This is a genomic window from Rhizobium sp. BK491 (genome assembly GCF_014194925.1).
Classification (GTDB): domain Bacteria; phylum Pseudomonadota; class Alphaproteobacteria; order Rhizobiales; family Rhizobiaceae; genus Rhizobium.
This window is the reverse complement of the sequence record NZ_JACIAR010000001.1, coordinates 1,105,384-1,124,157: the sequence shown is the minus strand read 5'-3', so window position 1 is coordinate 1,124,157 and position 18,774 is coordinate 1,105,384. Positions and strand designations below refer to the sequence as shown.

Annotated in this window: 23 protein-coding genes; 15 read left to right on the top strand and 8 right to left on the bottom strand. The window is 60.0% G+C overall.

Features of this window, described 5'->3' with window-relative positions; translation table 11 throughout:
• Window positions 1-37 precede the first annotated feature (37 nt).
• From FHX05_RS05605 to FHX05_RS05585, 5 genes are read right to left on the bottom strand one after another with little or no spacing between them, the layout of a single operon-like run.
• Complete coding sequence (locus tag FHX05_RS05605; RefSeq protein WP_183870911.1) at window positions 38-829, bottom strand: heme ABC transporter ATP-binding protein; 792 nt, start codon at window positions 827-829, stop codon at window positions 38-40.
• Between the two features lie 7 nt (window positions 830-836).
• Complete coding sequence (locus FHX05_RS05600; protein ID WP_183871190.1) at window positions 837-1,910, bottom strand: iron ABC transporter permease; 1,074 nt, start codon at window positions 1,908-1,910, stop codon at window positions 837-839.
• 37 nt (window positions 1,911-1,947) lie between these two features.
• Entirely contained in the window at window positions 1,948-2,883 is a 936-nt protein-coding gene (locus FHX05_RS05595; RefSeq protein ID WP_183870910.1) for a hemin ABC transporter substrate-binding protein, read from the bottom strand.
• Window positions 2,884-2,893: 10 nt separating this feature from the next.
• Window positions 2,894-3,949, bottom strand: coding sequence for a ChuX/HutX family heme-like substrate-binding protein (locus FHX05_RS05590; protein WP_112415449.1), 1,056 nt, complete (start codon window positions 3,947-3,949; stop codon window positions 2,894-2,896).
• A 9-nt stretch (window positions 3,950-3,958) separates the two neighbouring features.
• A complete protein-coding gene (locus FHX05_RS05585) occupies window positions 3,959-4,132 on the bottom strand; it encodes a hemin uptake protein HemP (RefSeq protein WP_183870909.1) in 174 nt (57 codons plus the stop codon).
• Between the two features lie 191 nt (window positions 4,133-4,323).
• Here FHX05_RS05585 and FHX05_RS05580 point away from each other — a divergent pair, with 191 nt between their 5' ends.
• From FHX05_RS05580 to FHX05_RS05560, 5 genes are all read left to right on the top strand, one after another.
• Window positions 4,324-4,776: a hypothetical protein gene (locus FHX05_RS05580; protein ID WP_112411514.1), complete on the top strand. Its 453-nt coding sequence runs from the start codon at window positions 4,324-4,326 to the stop codon at window positions 4,774-4,776.
• A gap of 4 nt (window positions 4,777-4,780) precedes the next feature.
• Entirely contained in the window at window positions 4,781-6,022 is a 1,242-nt protein-coding gene (locus tag FHX05_RS05575) for an energy transducer TonB (RefSeq protein ID WP_183870908.1), read from the top strand.
• Window positions 6,023-6,154: 132 nt separating this feature from the next.
• Window positions 6,155-6,547: a DUF2325 domain-containing protein gene (locus tag FHX05_RS05570; protein WP_183870907.1), complete on the top strand. Its 393-nt coding sequence runs from the start codon at window positions 6,155-6,157 to the stop codon at window positions 6,545-6,547.
• A gap of 2 nt (window positions 6,548-6,549) precedes the next feature.
• Window positions 6,550-6,828, top strand: a complete 279-nt coding sequence (locus tag FHX05_RS05565) for a hypothetical protein (protein WP_183870906.1) — start codon at window positions 6,550-6,552, stop codon at window positions 6,826-6,828.
• 18 nt (window positions 6,829-6,846) lie between these two features.
• On the top strand, window positions 6,847-7,161 hold the full coding sequence (locus FHX05_RS05560) for an antibiotic biosynthesis monooxygenase (protein ID WP_183870905.1): 315 nt from the start codon (window positions 6,847-6,849) through the stop codon (window positions 7,159-7,161).
• Window positions 7,162-7,196: 35 nt separating this feature from the next.
• Here the strand turns inward: FHX05_RS05560 and FHX05_RS05555 are convergent, their stop codons facing one another.
• The 3 genes from FHX05_RS05555 to FHX05_RS05545 form a co-directional block, all read right to left on the bottom strand.
• Window positions 7,197-7,574, bottom strand: a complete 378-nt coding sequence (locus tag FHX05_RS05555) for a DUF423 domain-containing protein (protein WP_183870904.1) — start codon at window positions 7,572-7,574, stop codon at window positions 7,197-7,199.
• Window positions 7,575-7,581: 7 nt separating this feature from the next.
• The gene (locus tag FHX05_RS05550) at window positions 7,582-7,971 is read right to left on the bottom strand and encodes a group II truncated hemoglobin (RefSeq protein ID WP_183870903.1); all 390 of its coding nucleotides are present in this window, start codon (window positions 7,969-7,971) and stop codon (window positions 7,582-7,584) included.
• Between the two features lie 88 nt (window positions 7,972-8,059).
• Window positions 8,060-9,103, bottom strand: coding sequence for a substrate-binding domain-containing protein (locus tag FHX05_RS05545; protein ID WP_183870902.1), 1,044 nt, complete (start codon window positions 9,101-9,103; stop codon window positions 8,060-8,062).
• 135 nt (window positions 9,104-9,238) lie between these two features.
• Between FHX05_RS05545 and FHX05_RS05540 the strand changes: the two genes are divergently transcribed.
• From FHX05_RS05540 to FHX05_RS05495, 10 genes are all read left to right on the top strand, one after another.
• Window positions 9,239-10,282 (top strand): Gfo/Idh/MocA family oxidoreductase, encoded by a 1,044-nt coding sequence (locus FHX05_RS05540; protein ID WP_183870901.1) that lies wholly within the window; start codon window positions 9,239-9,241, stop codon window positions 10,280-10,282.
• 4 nt (window positions 10,283-10,286) lie between these two features.
• The gene (locus FHX05_RS05535) at window positions 10,287-11,180 is read left to right on the top strand and encodes a sugar phosphate isomerase/epimerase (protein WP_112334879.1); all 894 of its coding nucleotides are present in this window, start codon (window positions 10,287-10,289) and stop codon (window positions 11,178-11,180) included.
• A 234-nt stretch (window positions 11,181-11,414) separates the two neighbouring features.
• The gene (locus tag FHX05_RS05530; protein ID WP_112604574.1) at window positions 11,415-12,683 is read left to right on the top strand and encodes an extracellular solute-binding protein; all 1,269 of its coding nucleotides are present in this window, start codon (window positions 11,415-11,417) and stop codon (window positions 12,681-12,683) included.
• A gap of 71 nt (window positions 12,684-12,754) precedes the next feature.
• Window positions 12,755-13,660: a sugar ABC transporter permease gene (locus tag FHX05_RS05525; protein WP_015340796.1), complete on the top strand. Its 906-nt coding sequence runs from the start codon at window positions 12,755-12,757 to the stop codon at window positions 13,658-13,660.
• A gap of 1 nt (window position 13,661) precedes the next feature.
• Complete coding sequence (locus FHX05_RS05520; RefSeq protein WP_112604577.1) at window positions 13,662-14,537, top strand: carbohydrate ABC transporter permease; 876 nt, start codon at window positions 13,662-13,664, stop codon at window positions 14,535-14,537.
• Window positions 14,538-14,628: 91 nt separating this feature from the next.
• Window positions 14,629-15,717: a sn-glycerol-3-phosphate ABC transporter ATP-binding protein UgpC gene (ugpC, locus tag FHX05_RS05515; protein WP_112399191.1), complete on the top strand. Its 1,089-nt coding sequence runs from the start codon at window positions 14,629-14,631 to the stop codon at window positions 15,715-15,717.
• 95 nt (window positions 15,718-15,812) lie between these two features.
• Window positions 15,813-16,376 (top strand): TetR/AcrR family transcriptional regulator, encoded by a 564-nt coding sequence (locus FHX05_RS05510; protein ID WP_112411521.1) that lies wholly within the window; start codon window positions 15,813-15,815, stop codon window positions 16,374-16,376.
• 19 nt (window positions 16,377-16,395) lie between these two features.
• The gene (locus FHX05_RS05505) at window positions 16,396-16,737 is read left to right on the top strand and encodes an SMR family transporter (protein WP_183870900.1); all 342 of its coding nucleotides are present in this window, start codon (window positions 16,396-16,398) and stop codon (window positions 16,735-16,737) included.
• 164 nt (window positions 16,738-16,901) lie between these two features.
• Window positions 16,902-17,687: a ThuA domain-containing protein gene (locus FHX05_RS05500; protein WP_183870899.1), complete on the top strand. Its 786-nt coding sequence runs from the start codon at window positions 16,902-16,904 to the stop codon at window positions 17,685-17,687.
• A gap of 8 nt (window positions 17,688-17,695) precedes the next feature.
• Complete coding sequence (locus tag FHX05_RS05495) at window positions 17,696-18,739, top strand: Gfo/Idh/MocA family oxidoreductase (RefSeq protein WP_112334872.1); 1,044 nt, start codon at window positions 17,696-17,698, stop codon at window positions 18,737-18,739.
• Window positions 18,740-18,774 lie beyond the last annotated feature (35 nt).

The window sequence follows — 18,774 nt, the reverse complement described above, 5'->3', positions numbered from 1 at the left end:
GCAACAAAAGGTTCCAGAAGCCGCCGGATCGAGGGCCTCAGCCGTCGAGCGCGCTATGAGCGAGGACGAATGGAGCACCATCGGCGGGAACCAGATTGACCCGCAAATTGCAGCCGAAGACGTCCTGAAGATGCCGATCGGTCAGCACATCTTCGACCGAACCCCTGGCCTGCAGCCGGCCACCCTTCAGCAGGACCATCCGGTCGGCAAAAAGTGCAGTGAGATTGAGGTCATGCATGACGGCGATAACGCCGCCGCCCCGCCGGCAGAATTGCTGGGCAAGCGTCATGATGGTGAGCTGATGACTGATGTCGAGGCTGGAGACCGGCTCATCGAGAAGCAGCCAGCACGGCCTGCCGTCTATGATGGGCTCGGAAATCTGACATAGCACCCGGGCGAGCTGCACGCGTTGCTGTTCGCCGCCGGAAAGCTCCTGATAGAAGCGCCCTTCGAAGCCGTCGAGATCGACGGCGGCGAGCGCCTCCGTCGCGGTGCGGTCAGCCTGCTCCGGATGACGGTTGCGCCCGCTTGTCAGGCCCATGCGGACAATCTCGCGGACCCTAAAGGGGAAGGAGATCGAGCTTGCCTGCGGCAGCACGCCCCGCATTTCGGCAAGTTGCCAGGCCTTGAGGCCGGCAATCTCAGTGCCGTTCATTCGGGCGCTGCCGCGATAGGCGAGTTCGCCGGAAATGGCTTTCATGGTCGTGGTCTTGCCGGAACCGTTCGGCCCGCAGATTGCCGTCAGCGTTCCGGCCTCGGCCGTGAAGGATATGTCCTCAACGACCGGTTTGCCGGCAAGCCGGACGCTCAGATTGGAAACGTCGATCATCGCAGGCTCATAGGCTGAGGCGCGAGCGCTGCCTGAGCAGCATCCACAGGAAGAACGGACCGCCGACGCCGGCCGTCAGAATGCCGATCGGCAGCTCGGCCGGAGAAACGAGGATGCGGGCACCGACATCGGCAATGACAAGCAGCGAGCCCCCGAGTAAGGCTGAAGCCGGAAGCAGAAAGCGATGGTCCGGCCCGATCACCATGCGCAGGATGTGAGGCACGACAATGCCGACGAAGCCGATGCCGCCGCTGACGGCGACGGAGGCACCGACCGCCGCGGCCACGCTGACGACCGCTATATTCTTCAGCCGTTGTACTGATATCCCCATGTGGAAAGCGGCCGCTTCGCCGAGCGTCAGCGCGTTCAGTCCGCGTGCCATGAAGGGAAGGGGCAGAAGCGAAAGGACGATGATCGGGCCGGCACCTGCGACCTTGCTCCAGGTCGAGCCCGCCAGTGATCCCATGCTCCAGAAGGTCAAGTCGCGCAACTGCCGGTCGTCGGCCATGTAAATGAGGATTCCGGTTGCCGCCAGCGCAAGCGAACCGAGCGCGATGCCGGCCAGCAGCATGGTTGCGATCGATGTCTGTCCGTACTGGGTCGCAACCTTATAAAGCAATATCGTCGTCGCCAGACCGCCGATGAAGGCGGCGATCGGCAGGGAAAAGATCCCGAAGAGATGCGCGAGAGGGGCGAGCACGCCGCCACCGAGGACGATCATGGCGACCGCACCGAGGCTGGAGCCAGCAGATACGCCGATCAGGCCGGGATCGGCGAGCGGATTGCGGAAGAGGCCCTGCATGACCGCACCCGAAACCGCCAGCCCGCCGCCTATCAGGAAGCCGAGGACGGCGCGGGGCAGGCGGATATCGAAAATGACGATGCGGTCGCGGATGCTGAGGGTGCTTTCCGCGCTGCCGCTCAGCATGCCCGTTATCACGTCGATGACCGAAGCATTCGACGCGCCTGTCGTGATCGAAAAGAGAAAGGCAACGGCCGAAACCATGACCAAGCCGGCGATGACGAGGATCGCAAGCGCGGTGCGATCCCCCTCACGTCGGCGTGCCGTGGTTTGCGACATCTGTTTCAGCCCTGCCACGGCATCGTTGAATGCCACGTCAGCCTCCGTAGATCGCCGCGTTCAGCTCGCGGATGGCGCTGGCCGTGCGTGGTCCGAAACCGAGCAAATGCAGGCCGTCCATGCGCACGACTGCCTTGTGGCTCGCGGCCGGCGTCAGCGAAATGGCGGGTTGCTTCAGGAGGTCTTCGTTCGACATCGATAGCGGTCCCTCGCGATCCATGATCAGGATGACGTCGGGCTTGGCTTCGATGATCGCTTCGTCCGTCACCGACTTGTAGCCGGAGAAGCCGCTGATCGCATTGGTGGCGCCGGTCAGCTTGATGATGCCGTCGGCGGCCGTATTGGTGCCCGAAGCCATGATCTTGCCGTTCTGGTTGCTGAGCACGAAGAGGACGCGCTTGCGCTCGGCCTCCGGGCGCTTGTCGGAATCATTGATCGCGGCATCGAGATCGGCGGCGACCTTGTCTTCCAGGGTCTTGGCCTTGTCCGGCACGCCAAGCAGCGTGCCGACGACTTCGATCTTTTTCAGAATGCCGTCGCGATCGTAGGTCTGGGGCACGGTCTCGAAAGGGAGGCTGGCATTGCGCAGCACGGCCAAGGCTTCCGGCGGGCCGGAACCTTCCACCGCGATGATGGCTGTGGGATTGACGGCCAGGATACCTTCCGGCGATAGCGCGCGCATATAGCCGATATCGGGAAGCTTGGTCGCTTCCTTCGGATAAAGGCTGGTGGAATCGCGGGCGATGAGCCGCTTCTCTTCGCCGAGCGCATAGACGATTTCGGTGACATCGCCGCCGATGGAGACGAGGCGAGACGTATCCGGCGTCTTGGCCGTTTCGGCGGCGTGCGCGTGACGCACGAAGCTCCCGAGCCCGGCGATCGGATTGGCCGGCACGAGCGGCAGGACCATCACCACCATGGTGAGCGCGATTTCCCATGGCCGAATGTGCTTGAGGTTCTTAAACATCATCATGCACCATCTCTTATGCGGCGACACTGGCGCCTGATCTCGTCAGGTTTTCCAGGATAGCGCGCCAATCACGGCGCTCATCGAAGCCTTCCTTCCGCTTGCCGAAGAACTGGATAATCATCTCGCCCTTGGCATTATAGGCCTCGAGCGAGGTGACGTGGCCGTCCTTGGTCGGCTTGCGCACGACCCATGCCTCGGCGATGTGGTCCTGACGCAAATGCAGATGGAAGGTCGGGTCCATGACGTTGATCCAGGGACCCATGGTCTGCACGTTGTGGATCGGGCCGGAATGAATCTGCACGGTGCCTTCGTTGGCGACGAAGCACATGATCGGCAGGCCCTCGCGCACGCAGGCATGCATCATTTCAGCGACGGCACCGGCATCCAGTTTCCATGCGTAATCATCGCCAACGGTGCGGATCGCGTTCTGGCGGCCGATCTTCAGCTTTTTCAGCATGCCGAAGAATTCGTGCGTATCGGTCATGCGGCTCCAATGGTCGCGCAGCTCGTCGCGGCTGACATCGCCGTCCGTCGCGCCATTGTCGTAACCTGAACGATCCTCGGCGAATTCCTGCGACTGGTCTTCGACGCGCAGTTCGGCGACCATGGTGTGATAGGCTTCGACATTCGAATCGGGGCGCAGATGCACCTTGTGGACGGCATCGCCGGCCTTGTCGAAGAACTGCAGGCTGAGCCTCATCTGATCGCCGTCGGTCTTGGTGACGGCAAAGCCATGAACCCAGCGCTTCGGAAAGATGCGCAGGTCGATATTCTCGCCAAGCACGATCGCCGCCTGCGCGCCGAATTTCATGTTCTCATAGACGCCGATTTTCTCATGCACGGCGCTTTCGTTGCGCGATAGCGCCATGATCTCGCCGAGCGAGGCGATCCGCTCCAGGAAGCGATCGACGCTGGCATCGATGCGGGTGGCCGAAATGCCGACTTCGGCCGCGACCAGCGCCGCTTCGGAAATCTCGAGGCGGGCAGCGATGTCGCGCTCGCGCATCTTCGGGTTCTCGGCGCGGAAAGCGCGAATTTCGGCGGGGGTCGGGCGGGTTGTCTCAGTCATCTGTCATGCCTATTTGTTGAGTATGAGTTTGCCTTGGCGCGTAATCTTCATGCGGTAGATGACGCCCTCGTGCTTGATCATGATTTCGGTCTGGCCTCGGAAAATATCCGCGCTCTCGACAATTCTTACCTGCGGTGCGGCCGTGCATTGCACCGGCGGCGTAGGGGTCTTCTCAGCAATCATCCTGTTTAGTTTTGCCTGAAATTCATCTGGGGCCGAACCGTTGTGCGGCCAAATTTATCTTGACTCTCTTACTCATGGTTTCATAAACACACAATAGGATACCTATAGAGTCAAGTTTAAAATTTCGCCGATACACGCCAAGGCCGCGCTGGTCGGGCGAGCGGCGTCAAACACATACGGGAGACATGCCGATGCTGACGAAAACGATCTTGGCGCTCGCCGCCTCGGGGCTGTTTGCAGCGGCATCTTCTGTTTCTGCTTTCGCTCAGGATGCGAATTCCGCGGCACCCGCATCGGCTGCGCACAAGCTCACCGTCGAGCTCAATGCATTGGCTCCCTCGCAGAAGGGATGCATGATGACCTTCGTTGCCGAAAACGATATGGCGACACCGATCAACAAGATCTCTTTCGAGCTTGCCTTCTTCAACGACAAGAATGCCGTCGACCGGGTTACCGTGCTTGATTTCCGCGACCTGCCGCTCGGCAAGAAGCGGGTGCGGCAATTCGACATGCCAGGTGTCAAGTGCGAAACGGTCTCCCGCATCATCATCAATGATACGCCGGTCTGCGATGGTCCGGCCGCAGGTGAGTGCAAGGCCGCATTAACGACCCGCTCGCAGACCTCAGTTCTTTTCGAGGGCTGAAGCCATGGCAATGCGCTCGGCGAAAGTTTCCATCGCACGCCGCGCGGATGGCGGCATGAATGACAACTATCCGAGCGTGCTGCCCGGCCACGAACTGGCCGGCCTCGAGGGCGTGCCGCGACCGCCGGCCGGCGAGGCTCTGGTACATTACAGCCGCTTTACGCAGATCAGCTCCTATCCGGACCATCCGAGCGAGGCTGCACCGATTGAGGTAGCGGAGCATCTACCGATGGACGCGCTGCCTGAAAGGGCGCGAGAATCGGTTGCCGGGCGCAGGACGTCGCTGCTTTTCTCCGGCGTGGGATCCTGCCTGTTTCATGCCGCTATCGTTATTGCGCTGTTGTTTACCTTCGTTGCCACGCCGGAAGAAGCGCAGGAGGAGGCGGGCGATACCGTCAGTGTCATCGTGATCGGCAATTCCGATGCTGATCAGATGGCTACGGGCGAGGAGAACGAGCAGACGGAGCCGGAGCAAGTGACCGCTGAGGCCGTGCAGCCGCAGCCGACCGAAGTCACGCCCGAACAGTCGCCGCCGCCGCCTGTTGTCGTTCAGCCGCAGACAGTAGAGACGCAACAGGTGCAAACGGCCGAGCCCGTAGAGCCCGTGGAGCAGACCCAGCCCACCGCAGTCGCGCCTGAGCAGCCGCAGATTTTGGCGACGCAGGTGCCGGCCGAGACGACGGTCATCCAGCCCGCCGAACCGGTGCAGCCTATCGATAGTCAGGTTGCCGAAGCTCAGCCGACAGAGCCTCCGCCTGAGGTTGTGACGCCGGTGGAGAAGCCGAAGCCGGTTGAACGGCCGAAGGAAGTTAAGAAGCCTGTTGCAAAGGTCGCGAAGGTGAAGTCTGGATCGCGCGGTGAGAGCGAGCAGGATTCCAAGCGGGGGTCCGCCGATGGCGCCGAGGCAACGCAATCCGATCAAAATTCTCAGTTGAATGCGCGTAAGACAGGCTCTGGCGATGCGGCAATTGCGAATTATACCGGCAAAGTACAGGCCCGCATTAAACGCTACGTGCAACGCGTACCGTCGAAGTATGAAAAGGGCCTGACACTCGTCGTGCGTTTGACGATTGGTTCGAACGGCGAACTTCGGTCTCTTTCCGTGGCGCGCAGTTCCGGAGATTCCGGCTTGGATCAGGCTGTGATCGAGCAAGTGCGGAAGGCCGCCCCATTCCCCTCGCTGCCTTCCGAATTGGGTAAGCCGACTTGGCCGTTCACGCAGGCGGTTCAGGTCGGAGGGCGATAATAGCCGTTCCTCTCGTCTGAAATATGATGAAAACTCTCAACTTTATACTTTACTACAAAACTCATGTTTATTAAGGTCGCCTCACGCTCGGTGGAATCGAGCGTGGAAGAGCAACCAGCAAACGGGTGATGTATGGCGCGTAAGGGGAAGAGGGGTTCTGGCCGCGAGAGCCGCGAAGTGCAGACACCGGCGCAGGCTTCCGGGAAATCCACTCTCGATGGACGCAGCTTCCTCTATGTCGGCGGCCGCGATTGCCAGGTGGCGCATCTGCGCCAGATCGCCAGCAATTTTGGTGCCGAACTGATCCATCACGATGGCGGCCTGCGCGAGGCGGTTTCACGCATCGACACCGTGCTGCCGTCGGTCGACTGCGTCTTTTGCCCGATCGATTGCATCAGCCATGATGCCTGCCTGCGGGTTAAGACGGGCTGTAAGAAGTTTGGCAAGGCCTTTATCCCCTTGCGCAATGGCAGCAAGTCCAGCCTCGAGCGGGCGCTACAGACCATGAACGAACGAGACACTTGAAGATGATCGATAATCGCCCCGACGGGTTTGCGCTGATCGGCCTGCACAGGCTAGCCGCACAGAATGGTGATGGGCTTGTGCCCGAACTCTATGAATTGCTGATGCGCCGCGACAATGACCAACGGCGGGCAGCAAATGTCGCGACATTTCCCGCCTGGAAGACGCGGCAGCCGGGAGAGGCGCCGGAGCAACCGCTGGATGCGGCGAGCCGCAATGGCGCAAATGTCGTTGCCTTTGCGCCCGGCGCGGATAAGACTGTCGCCCGTCGCAAGAAGGTCTGATCGTCGAACGAGGTTGCCATGTACATCGCCATGAACCGCTTCAAGGTCGTCATCGGTTTGGAGGGCGAATTCGAAGAGGTTTGGAGAGGGCGCGATTCCCGCCTATCGGACGTGCCGGGTTTTCTCGAATTTCGCCTCCTGCGCGGAAAATCGAGCGTGGAGGAGGGCTATACGCTGTTTTCCTCGCACACGACCTGGCACAGCGAAGATGATTTCATCAACTGGACGAAATCCGAGCATTTTCGCACGGCGCACCGCAATGCGGCCGATAACAAACGGCTCTATTGGGGACCGCCGCAATTCGAAGGCTTCGCTGTCGTTCCGGGGATTTGAAGCAGCGTCGCCTACCTCGGCAAGATAGCTTTGTCTCAGGCCTTGGCCACACCGGTTCTGAAAAAGGCGCCGAGCGCTATCGTCGCCCAGCCGGCAATCATGCCCACTCCGCCCGTCGGAGCGGCCATCGGAAAGAGCGAGCCGCCGCCGAAATGCCTGTTGATGAGATCTCCGGCGAAGATCAGCGTTCCCGATCCCAGTAAGGCAGCCGCGATCGGTGCGGTGCGGATACGGTCATAACCGGCATAAAGCGCCAGGAGGGCAGGGGCGTGTGCGAGGCTCATGGTGGAGGCTGCGCCGAGGAAATGCGTGTCGCCGCCATGAGTTGCGGCTGCGGCAAGCGCCACACCGCCGCCGCCGAGAATGCCGGCGATAAACAGGGTGACCGGACGGATTATGGCGCCGATGCTCATGTTTTCCTCATTCCGTGTTCTGCATGTGGAAAGCCAGACGTTCGACCGGCTCCCAGATGACGGCCCGCAGCTTTTCGTTTTCGATGGTCTCGTCCATGGCGCGGCGGAAGCACAGTAGCCATTCGTCGCGCTCCTTTGGACCAATGGCGGTGACGAAATGCCGGCTGCGCAGGCGCGGGTGGCCGCGCTTTTCGATGTAGAGTTGCGGCCCGCCGAGATAGCCGGTCAGATATTCGTAGAATTTCTCCTGCGAGCCTTCGAGGCTCGGCGGGTGCACGGCGCGGCAATTTGCCGCCTCCGGCAGCGTATTCATCAATTCGTAAAAGCGTGATGTCAGCGCCCGCACCGTTCGGTCGCCGCCGATCGCTTCGTAGAGTGTGATGGTTTCTTCGCTCAAGCCCAGGCCCCTGTTTGCGATGTCCTAGATGGCAACTCAGGAGCGCTGTCGCAACTGTCCAAGCGGCCGGTGCGGCGTTTCGGCGCTACTATTTTTTGACAGTCAGCTGGAAAGCATCGCTTTCGCCAGGGATGAGCTCGAGCGGCCACACCGTTTGGTGTATCTTCCTGGGGTATTCCTGACTATAGGCGGGCATGCTGGAAAGCAGGATTTCCGCCAACTCGACGCCAAGATCGTGCACGGACGTGCGAAAGCAGGTCAGCGCCGGCTGCAGGAATTTGGCGCGCGGCGCCTCGCGGAAGCTGACGACCGCTATATCGCGCCCAGGGATGATGCCGGCTTCCATCACGCGCCGATAGAAGCCGATCGCCATCAATTCATAGATCAAGATCACAGCCGTCGGCCCGTTTTCGAGGCGCAGCAACTCGTCGGCAACCTGATAGCCGCCTTGTTCGCTCGATTTGGCACGAATGACGAGCGCGGGATCATAGTCGATGCCATGCCGCTCCAGCGCCCGGCGATAGCCATCGACGAAGATGAAGCCGAGATTGATGTCGCTTGAGGGTGCGCTGACCGCGATGCGGCGATGTCCATGCGCGACGAGCCGGTCTACGGCGGCATTGGCGACGCCGTCAAAATCGAGGTCGGCCCAGGGGTGCTGCGTGCCTGACAGGCTGCGGCCAAGCGCTGCGAAGGGGATTTTCGCCTTGGCAAGCAGGTCGAAGCGCTTGTCGACGCGCTGCGTCTCCGAGATGATCAGCGCATCCACGATCCGTCTCGCCACCATGCGCTTCAGATATTCATAAGGATCCTCGTCATGTGGGCAGGGGAGCATGATGAGATCGAGCTTGTGGCGGGAGAACACGCTCTGCAGCCCACCCGTCACCGTCAGAAAGAAATTGTCGCTGTTTTCAACCGTTTCCCGGCTGGATTGGATCATCAGCCCGATGACGTTCGTCGTGCCCTGCCGCAGGCTGCGGCCGGATTGGTTGGCGACATAGCCGAGCTGCTCGGCAGCGGCGAGCACGCGCTTGCGGGTCTCCTCGTTGACATCAGGCTTGCCGTTCAATGCGCGTGATACTGTGCCGATCGAGATATCGAGATGCTCGGCAAGCTGACGAATTCCCTTCATCGGCCGCGGTTTTCCTCCATGCGCCATTTTCCGTAGTCCTCCTCTATTGACACAGGAAAATCTTTTCGCATAGTATCGTAAACGTTTACGGAGCGCGTGTCATGAGGGGTAATGCACGGCCCGCAGGAGGATATCGTGAAATTTAATGCCATTTTGTGCGGGTGCGGAGCTATGTCCAAAGGCTGGCTCAGGGCCATCGCCTCGACGCCGGCGCTTGCCGAATCCATTCAGATTGTCGGTCTGGTCGATCTCAATCGGGCGACCGCCGAAAGCCTTGCGAAAGAATTCTCTCTCGACGGTGCCGTCATCGGCTCCGATCTCGCCGAGGTCATTGCTGCGACCAAGGCGGAACTGGTCTTCGATATCGTCATTCCGGCTGCGCGCTTCAGCGTGGTGTCGACGGCACTGAAGGCCGGCTGCCATGTGCTGAGCGAAAAGCCGATGGCGACGTCGCTGGCCGAAGGTACCGCTCTGATCAAGCTTGCGGCAGAGACGGGTAAAGTTCATGCCATCATCCAGAATCGCCGCTTCATCTCCGGCATCCGTCGTCTGCGACGTTTCGTCGAGGAGGGGGCGATTGGCGAGCTGACGGGCGTCCATTGTGATTTCTTCCTCGGTCCGCATTTCGGCGGCTTCCGCGAGGAGATGGACAATGTGCTGTTGCTCGACATGGCGATCCACACCTTCGATGCCGCTCGCTTCGTGTCCGGCAAGGTGCCGCTCTCGGTCTATTGCCTTGAAAAGAACCCGGTAGGCTCCTGGTACAAGCATGGCGCATCGGCGCATGCGCTCTTCGACTTTTCCGATGATGTCGTCTTCAGCTATCGCGGTTCCTGGTGCGTCGAGGGTTGTCGCACGAGCTGGGAAAGTGAGTGGCGGCTCACCGGCAGCAAGGGCATGCTGACCTGGGACGGCGAAGAGAATTTCGAAGCGGCCGTTGCTGGTAACGAGCCGGGCCTGCTGCACGGCTTCACCTCAATCGAGGTCCCCGGACCGAAACATGAAGAGGAGACGCACGGCCACGCCAGCGTCATCGCATCCTTCATCGAAGCGATCAAAACCGGCAAGCCGCCCGAGACGGCGAGCTCTGACAACATTCGCAGCCTTGCCATGGTTCTAGGCGCCATTGAGAGCGCCAAGACCGGCCGGCGTGTCGACATTTCAGCACAAGGACAATGACATCATGACAAATCCGGCAAAGGCCATCCGCATCGGCACGATGATCAGGGCGACGAACGAGGATGCTGCCCAGAACATCGCCAAGATCGCCGATCTTGGCTTCGAGAGCTTCGAGCCCTTCTTCTGGCAGAGCACCAACGGTCAGAACCTTGCGGAACTCGGCAAGCGCTGCCGCGAGGCCATCGGCGACCGCGACATCACGATCTCGACTCTCGGCATGTTCGGCAACCCGCTCGAAGAGCGTGAGATGGATCTGCAGACGTTGCAGGGCTGGAAGGATTGCATCGACAACGCCCATCATTTCGGCGCGACCTGCGTTGCCGGCTTCACCGGCCGTATCCGCAACCAGCCGCTCACAGACAGCCTGCCGCGTTACAAGCAGATCTGGAGCGAGCTTGCCAAGCGTGCGGCCGACAAGGGCATCAAGATCGCCTTCGAAAATTGTGCCATGGACGGCAACTGGGCGACCGGCGATTGGAACATCGCGCATAATCCGGATGCGTGGGAGCTGATGTTCAACGAGACCCCGGATGATAATCTCGGCCTCGAATGGGAACCGTGCCATCAGATGGTCTATCTGATCGAGCCGCTGCCGCAGATCCGCAAATGGGCGAAAAAGATTTTCCACGTCCACGGCAAGGATGCGACGATCCGCTGGGATGTCATCAAGGAGCACGGCATCTTTGGCAAGGAGAAGTTCGTCTTCATGCGCACGCCGGGCTTCGGCGACAGCAACTGGACCGACATCATCTCCGAACTGCGCTTGGCCGGCTGGTCCGGCTCCATCGACATCGAAGGCTGGCATGACCCGGTCTATCGCGATGCACTCGAAATGACTGGCCAGGTTCACGGCCTGAACTATCTCAAGGCAAGCAGGGGCGGGGACTTCGTCGAGTAATGCATGCATTTGCAGAACTGCATCGATTTAGAAGGCAAGTTGTGCGTTAATGAAATGCCCTGAGTGATCGACGCTTAGGGCATGACGGAAACCCGAACGGAGGAACCCGAGCGTCCGCACCTTGCCCCATGGGACAGGCGGGCGCTTGGCGCAGGTAAGAGGAAAACGCCGATGGCAGCGCGGGCCATGTCATCGGACAGATACCGTCACGGTTCGCATGGTGGAGGAGAATGTATGAATATTTTTTCGAAGCTGGCGATCTCCGCCGGCATGTCGCTTCTGCTTGCCGCCGGTGTGGCACAAGCGCAGGGCAAGACATTTAACGTCTGGTGGTTCGAACTGCCGGATACTTCGCAGGCCAAGGCATGGACCAAGGCGCTCGAAGAGCTGAAAGCCAAGCATCCCGACGTTACCATCAATTTCGAGCAGAAGACCTTCGAGCAATTGCAGAAGGCAGGCAGCCTCATCCTCAATTCGGATCAGGCCCCGGATGTTCTGGAGTACAACAAGGGCAATGCCACGGCTGGCCTCGTTGCCTCGCAGGGCCTGCTGACACCGCTCGACGATCAATTCAAATCGCGCGGCTGGGATAAAATCCTAAACGAAACCAACAGCCAGCTCAGCAAATACGATGGCAACGGCATCTATGGCTCTGGTCCGATTATCGGCATTCCCGTCTATGGCGAATTCGTTTCGGTTTTCTATAATATCGACATGTTCCAGGCCAATGGCGTGAAAGTGCCGACTACGCTCGACGAATTCGAAGCTGCGCTGGACACTTTCAAGAAGAAGGGCATTACGCCGCTTGCCTATGGTACGGTGGATTCCAACGCGCAGCACCTGGTCTATACGCTTGCACTGACGCAGGCTGACGATACCTGGGTCAAGAACTATCAGGGGCTGAAGGCACCGCTTGATACCAAGCCCTTCCTGTTTGCCGCCCAGAAGATCGCCGACTGGGTGAGCAAGGGTTATATTTCGAAGGATTCGACCGGCCTGAAGGGCACCGGCGGCGCCGACAATCTCTTCTCGTCGGGCACAGCGCCGATGTTTGTCAGCGGCACCTGGAACAACGGCAACTTCGCGAGCTCGATCAAGACCTTCAAGTGGAGCCAGTTCATCTTCCCGACCCCGAAATACAGCGTGGGTTCGACCGGCAACCTGTTCATGGTGCCGAAGAGCGCGAAGAACAAGGATCTCTCCTACGAGTTCATCGATCTTGTTCTGAGCAAGGAAAACCAGAACATGCAGGCCAATCTCGGTGGCGTTGCCATTGCCGCCGATCCGGCCTCGGTCACTGACGAAGTCGGCAAGCGCAACGTCGAGCTCTTCAACCAAATCTCCAGCAAGGGCGGCCTCGGCTTCTACCCGGACTGGCCGGTGCCTGGCTACTACGAACTGCTGATCCAGGCGACCACGGGTCTTGTCAACGGTTCGACCACACCTGATCAGTTCGCGGCGCGCCTGAAGAAGGCCTACGACGACGTGCAGGCAGCGCAGTAACACCATCGGCGACAATCACAACGGCAAGACGGCTTTGATGCCGCCTTGCCGTATCGGACTGGAGGATTTCGATGGATAAGTCGAAGAGCGCCGGCAGGGCGGGGTACTATTTCTACATGATCCCCGGCGTGCTCGGGTTTGTTCTCGTCGTGCTCGTTCCGCTGATTGCCAATTTCGTCATCAGCTTCACGACATGGAAGGGCGGCGTTATTCCGCCGCGATATGTTGGCTTTGAGAATTATCAGCGGCTGCTTCACGATGCGGCTTTCTGGGGTTCCATCCAGCACACGCTGCTGTTCATCATCTCGATGACGATCGTGCCCATCATATTGGGGCTGGTGCTGGCGGCGGTGCTATTCGACTATATCAGTGCGCAATTCAGCCAGACGTGGTCGAGCTTTTTTCGCGCAGGCTTCTACCTGCCGCAAATCCTGCCGCTGACAGCCGCCGGCGTGCTGTGGGCCTGGATTCTCAACCCCATCGGCATCATCAATGCAGTGCTGAAGGCGATCGGCCTGGATTTCATGGCGAAGAACTGGCTGGGCGACGCCACCTATGCGCTGTGGGCGGTTTCGGCCGTCATCGTCTGGGTGCAGGTGGGCTATTGCCTGGTCGTGTTCATGTCCGGATTGGCACGAGTCGATCCTTCGCTGTACGAGGCCGCCGAGCTCGACAATGCGAGCTGGTTCGCGCGTTTCCGCGCCATCACCATTCCGATGCTGATGCCTGAAATTTTCGTCGTCGCGCTGACGACGCTGATTGCGGCGCTCAAGGTCTTCGCGCCGATCTATGTTCTGACGTCGGGCGGACCGGACAATGCAACGACGGTCCCATCCTATCTGTCATACTATCATTTCTTCACGACGAACCGCGTCGGATATGCGGCAGCCATCGCGACGCTGCAGACGGTCATGACCATCATACTCGGCATCCTCTTCCTGCGTATGCAGTCGAAACAGGCCGAAGGAGGGCATTGAGATGGCAACGGCATCCTCGATTTCCACACACGTCGTTTCGACTGAACATCGCGCAAGAAGGGGTTTCGGCCGCTGGGTCGTTCTGGGCATCCTGCTGGTTTTCCTTGCAGGCACGCTCTTTCCGTTCTTTCTCGCGGCAGTCAACGCTATCAAGACGCCCTCCGACTATGCCGCCAATGGTCCGCTTGCTCTTCCGCACAGCTTCGATCTGACGGCTCTTAAGAACTTCTGGGCCACCGTCGATTTCCCCCGCAAGCTTTTCAACAGTATCCTTATCAGCGGATGCACCGCCATTCTGGCCGTCGTTCTCAGCTTGCTGAATGCCTATGCCATCGGCATAGGCCGCGTGCGTGGCGGGCAAGGGCTTCTCGTCCTGCTGTTGATATCCATCATGGCGCCGCAGGAGGCTTTGGTCTATCCGCTTTACTATATGTCGAAGCAGGTCGGGCTGTTCGACTCGATGCTCTCGGTTATCCTGATCATCGGCGTGCTGCATACCGCGTTCGGGACCTATCTTCTGTCTTCCGTGCTGGCGACCTTTCCGCGCGAGATCATCGAGGCAGCGCAGATCGACAATGCCAGCCGCTGGCAAATCCTCTGGATGGTGATCGTGCCGGTGCTCAGACCGACGCTTGCAGTGCTTGCGACCTTCTTCTTCATCTGGACCTGGAACGAGTTTCTGATCCCGCTGGTATTTCTCGTTTCCAACAACAATCAGACGGTCTCGGTCGCCATGGGCGTGCTATCGGGTGCCAATACCCAGGATCCGACCGCGATTGCGGCGGCTTCGCTGCTCGGCATAACGCCGACGATCATCTTCTTCCTTATTTTCCAACGGACCCTGACGCGCGGTGTCGCGGTCGGTGCCGTCAAATAACCAATGCGGAAGCCCCGTTCGGCGAAAGCCGCCGGGCGGGGCGCGACGAATGGCAAGTTCGATAAATTCGATGTTCCGCAGGAGGCGTAAAGTGGCAGGTATCAATATCAAATCCCTCACCAAGCATTTCGGTGCCGTGCAGGTTCTGAACGACATCGATCTGACGATCGAGCGCGGCGAGTTCGTCGTCTTCCTCGGCGGCTCGGGCTGCGGCAAGTCGACCTTGCTGCGCATGATCGCTGGTCTCGAGACGATCACCAGCGGCGAGATCTGGATCGGTGGAAAGCGGGTCGACCAACTGCCGCCCGGCGAGCGCGGCGTGTCGATGGTCTTTCAATCCTACGCGCTCTATCCGCACATGACGGTTCGCGACAACATGTCCTTCGGCCTGAAAAATATCAAAACGCCCAAGCACGAGATTGCCAGGCGTATCGAAGAAGCCGCGAAGATCCTCGAAATGCCGCACCTTCTCGATCGCAAACCCTCGGCACTCTCCGGCGGCCAGCGCCAGCGTGTCGCGATTGGCCGCGCCATAGTGCGCGAGCCGGATGTGTTCCTTTTCGACGAGCCGCTTTCCAACCTCGATGCCGGTCTGCGCACACGTACGCGCGTGGAATTGGCGCAGCTGCATGAGCGGCTCGGCGCGACGATGGTGTTCGTGACGCACGACCAGGTGGAGGCGATGACACTCGCCGACCGTATCGTGTTGCTCAACAACAAGAAGATCGAGCAGGTGGCGACCCCCGTCGAGATCTACACGCGCCCGGCGACGCGCTATGTCGCCCAATTCGTCGGCTCACCCGGCATGAACTTTATCAATATAGCCGGCCTGAATGAAGCGGGCGGGCTGGCGACGGCAACGCTGCCGGATGGCTCTGTCATCAAGACAGCGGTCGCGCTCAATGGTCTCGCGAATTCCGGACTGACGCTCGGCATCCGTCCGGAGCATCTGGTGGTTACGGCGGCGGAGAAGGGTGATATCGGTGGTCAGGTCGAGACCATCGAACGCTTGGGCGACCGTTCGCTTGTTCACGTCCGGCTCAAGGATGGCTCGAAGATCATCGGCACGGATCCCGGCATGACGACGATCACGACCGGCTCGCCGATTGCCTTTACCGTTGACGCAGCAAAGGTGAGCATCTTCGATGAGAACGATGCCGCCCATCATTCCGTAAACTAAGGAGGGAGGACACAAAGCTCAGCCATTTTCGATAAGCTTCAGAGGCGATCAAGTAGGTCGTTGACGAAACCGTCCAACTGGTATGTTATGCCGCCATGTCCACTGCGCACCATAGAAAGAAGCAGCCCTTGTTCGTCCGCCAGCAGTTGCTGGAGGTCGCGGCGCGGCTTGCTTCCGAAAAGGGGATGACGGCGGTGACGCTGGATGCCGTTTCCGGCGCCTCCGGTGTCAGCAAGGGTGGATTGCTGCATCACTTCCCCAGCAAGCACATGTTGCTGGAAGCGCTGTTCGACAGCCTGCTGGAGCGGCTGGATGCTGCGATCGAGGAAGCGATGCGCGCCGATCCGCTGCCGCATGGCCGCTTTACCCGCGCTTATCTGCATGCCTGTCTGGCGCTGCGGGACCAGCCGCAGGGCGCCAAGGATTGGGCGCAGGTGACGATGGTGCTGCTCACCGAACCGCAATTGCGGCAGCGGTGGCATGAGTGGGTGCGCGAGCGCAGCGAGGAATATGTCGGTACGGACTCCTCGGTGGATGCGGCAATCGTCAGATTGGCGGCCGACGGGATATGGCTCGCCGACCTGCTCGGCAGCCACGAGTTGGACGAGAGCGCCCGCCAAAGGCTGATCGACCGGTTGATCGAGCTGACGCAGCTCTAACCTTATCGGAGACAATGGAATGGCGAACGCATCGGTTTATGCAATGCTGCTGGTCGCGATCGTGCTGGAAGTGATCGGCACGACGGCGTTGCAGATGTCTCAGCAGTTCACCCGCCTCGGCCCGACAGTGGTTTTGGTGATCTGCTATGCGGCCGCCTTCTATTGTCTTTCGGTGACGTTGCGGGTCATCCCGGTGGGCATCGCCTATGCTATCTGGAGCGCGCTTGGCATCGTGCTGATTTCGATGGTGGGGGTCGTGCTTTTCCGCCAGAAACTCGACCTTGCTGCCGTCATCGGCCTGGGGCTGATCATTGCCGGCGTGCTCGTCGTCAATCTCTTTTCAAAATCCGTGTCGCACTGAAAACACAGGTGTTGTCTATGGTCGTTTTTGTCTTTGTCAAATTCGCGGGGAGGCTTTATCTCTTGCCCCGAACGGGCTGATGGAAGCTTGAAGTACGGCGCTTTCCCAAAGCGCTTTGGATCGCATAACCCATTCAATTTCAATGGTATAAGAGGAGTGCCGTAATGACTATTCGTGCCGTCGTTTGGGGCGAGAACATTCATGAGCAGACAAACAAGGTCGTCGCCGAGATCTATCCGGAGGGCATGCACAACACCATCGCCAAGGCACTGAATGCCGATGCGGGTATCGAGGCGACCACGGCGACGCTGCAGGAGCCGGAGCACGGTCTCAGCGAAGCCCGTCTGAAGGATACCGACGTCCTGTTGTGGTGGGGGCACAAGGACCATGGCGCCGTCAAGGACGAGGTCGTCGAGCGCGTGGCAAAGCGGGTGTGGGAGGGTATGGGCCTCATCGTCCTGCATTCCGGCCATTTCTCGAAGGTCTTCAAGCGCCTGATGGGCACGCCCTGCGCGCTGAAGTGGCGCGAAGCCGGCGAGCGCGAGCGCCTGTGGGTCATCAATCCCCGCCATCCGATCGCAGCCGGCCTCGGCGAGCATTTCGAGCTTGAGAATGAGGAAATGTACGGTGAGCAGTTCTCCGTTCCGGAGCCGTTGGAAACCGTGTTCATCTCCTGGTTCCAGGGCGGCGAAGTCTTCCGTTCGGGCATGACCTGGCGCCGTGGCGCCGGCAACATCTTCTATTTCCGTCCAGGCCACGAGACCTATCCGACCTATCACAACGGCACCGTTCAGAAGGTTCTGATCAATTCCGTGAAGTGGGCCCATAACCCGCTCGGCACTCAGGTCAGCATCCATGATGCGCCGAATGTGCCGGTCGAAAAGGCACTGGAGCCGATCGTCGAACGTGGCCCGAAACTGCACCAGGCCGGCGAAGCCGGTTATCGCTGAGGTATCAGATGCGTCTCATAGTAGTTGGCACGGGCGGCATGGCGAAGAACCATGTGGAGCATTTCGCCCGCATTCCTGGCGTCGAAATCGTCGGCGCCGTCGATACGGATGCGACGAGGCTCACCGCCTTCTGCGACACGTTCGATATCAAGAAGCGCTTCTCGTCGCTCGACGAGGCGCTCACCTGGGGCGAGTTCGATGCGGCGACGAATGTCACGCCGGATAAGGCGCACCACCCGACGACCCTGCCGCTGCTTGCCGCCGGCAAGCATGTTCTCTGCGAAAAGCCGCTTGCGGAGAATTATGAAAAGGCGCTCGAGATGACGGAAGCTGCCGAAAGGGCGGGGGTCGTCAACATGGTCAACCTGACCTATCGCAATGTCGCGCAGCTGCAGAAGGCGCGCGAGATGGTGATTTCGGGCGAAATCGGTACCGTCAAGCATGTGGAGGCGTCTTACCTGCAGAGTTGGCTCGTCTCCAAGGCCTGGGGCGACTGGCGCAGCGAATCCAAGTGGCTGTGGCGTCTGTCGACCGGTCATGGCTCGAACGGCGTTCTCGGCGATATCGGCATCCATATCCTCGACTTCGCCGCCTATGGCGCCGCGACCGATATCGATCACGTCTTTGCCCGTCTCAAGACCTTCGCCAAGGCGCCGGGCGAGCGCATCGGCGAATATACGCTCGATGCAAATGACAGCTTCTCGATGTCGGTCGATTTCGCCAACGGCGCGCTTGGCGTCGTGCATGCAAGCCGCTGGGCGACGGGACATTTGAACGAGCTGAAGCTTCGCATCTATGGCGAGCGCGGCGGACTGGAAGTGAACCATAGCCCCAACGGTTCCGAACTGCGGGGTTGCCTGGGCGATGATACGGAAACGGCGACCTGGCGTGTTCTTGAAGTACCTCCGGTGCCGACCAACTACCAGCGCTTCGCCGAGGCTGTGATGACCGGCAGCAGCCAGGACCCGAGCTTCCGTCACGCAGCCAACTTGCAGCGCGTGCTGGATCTTGCCATGGTGACGGAAGTTGAACGGCGCGAACTGAAGGTCTGATATCACAGTCAGCCTTCAGGCAGGGCCTTGGGAGT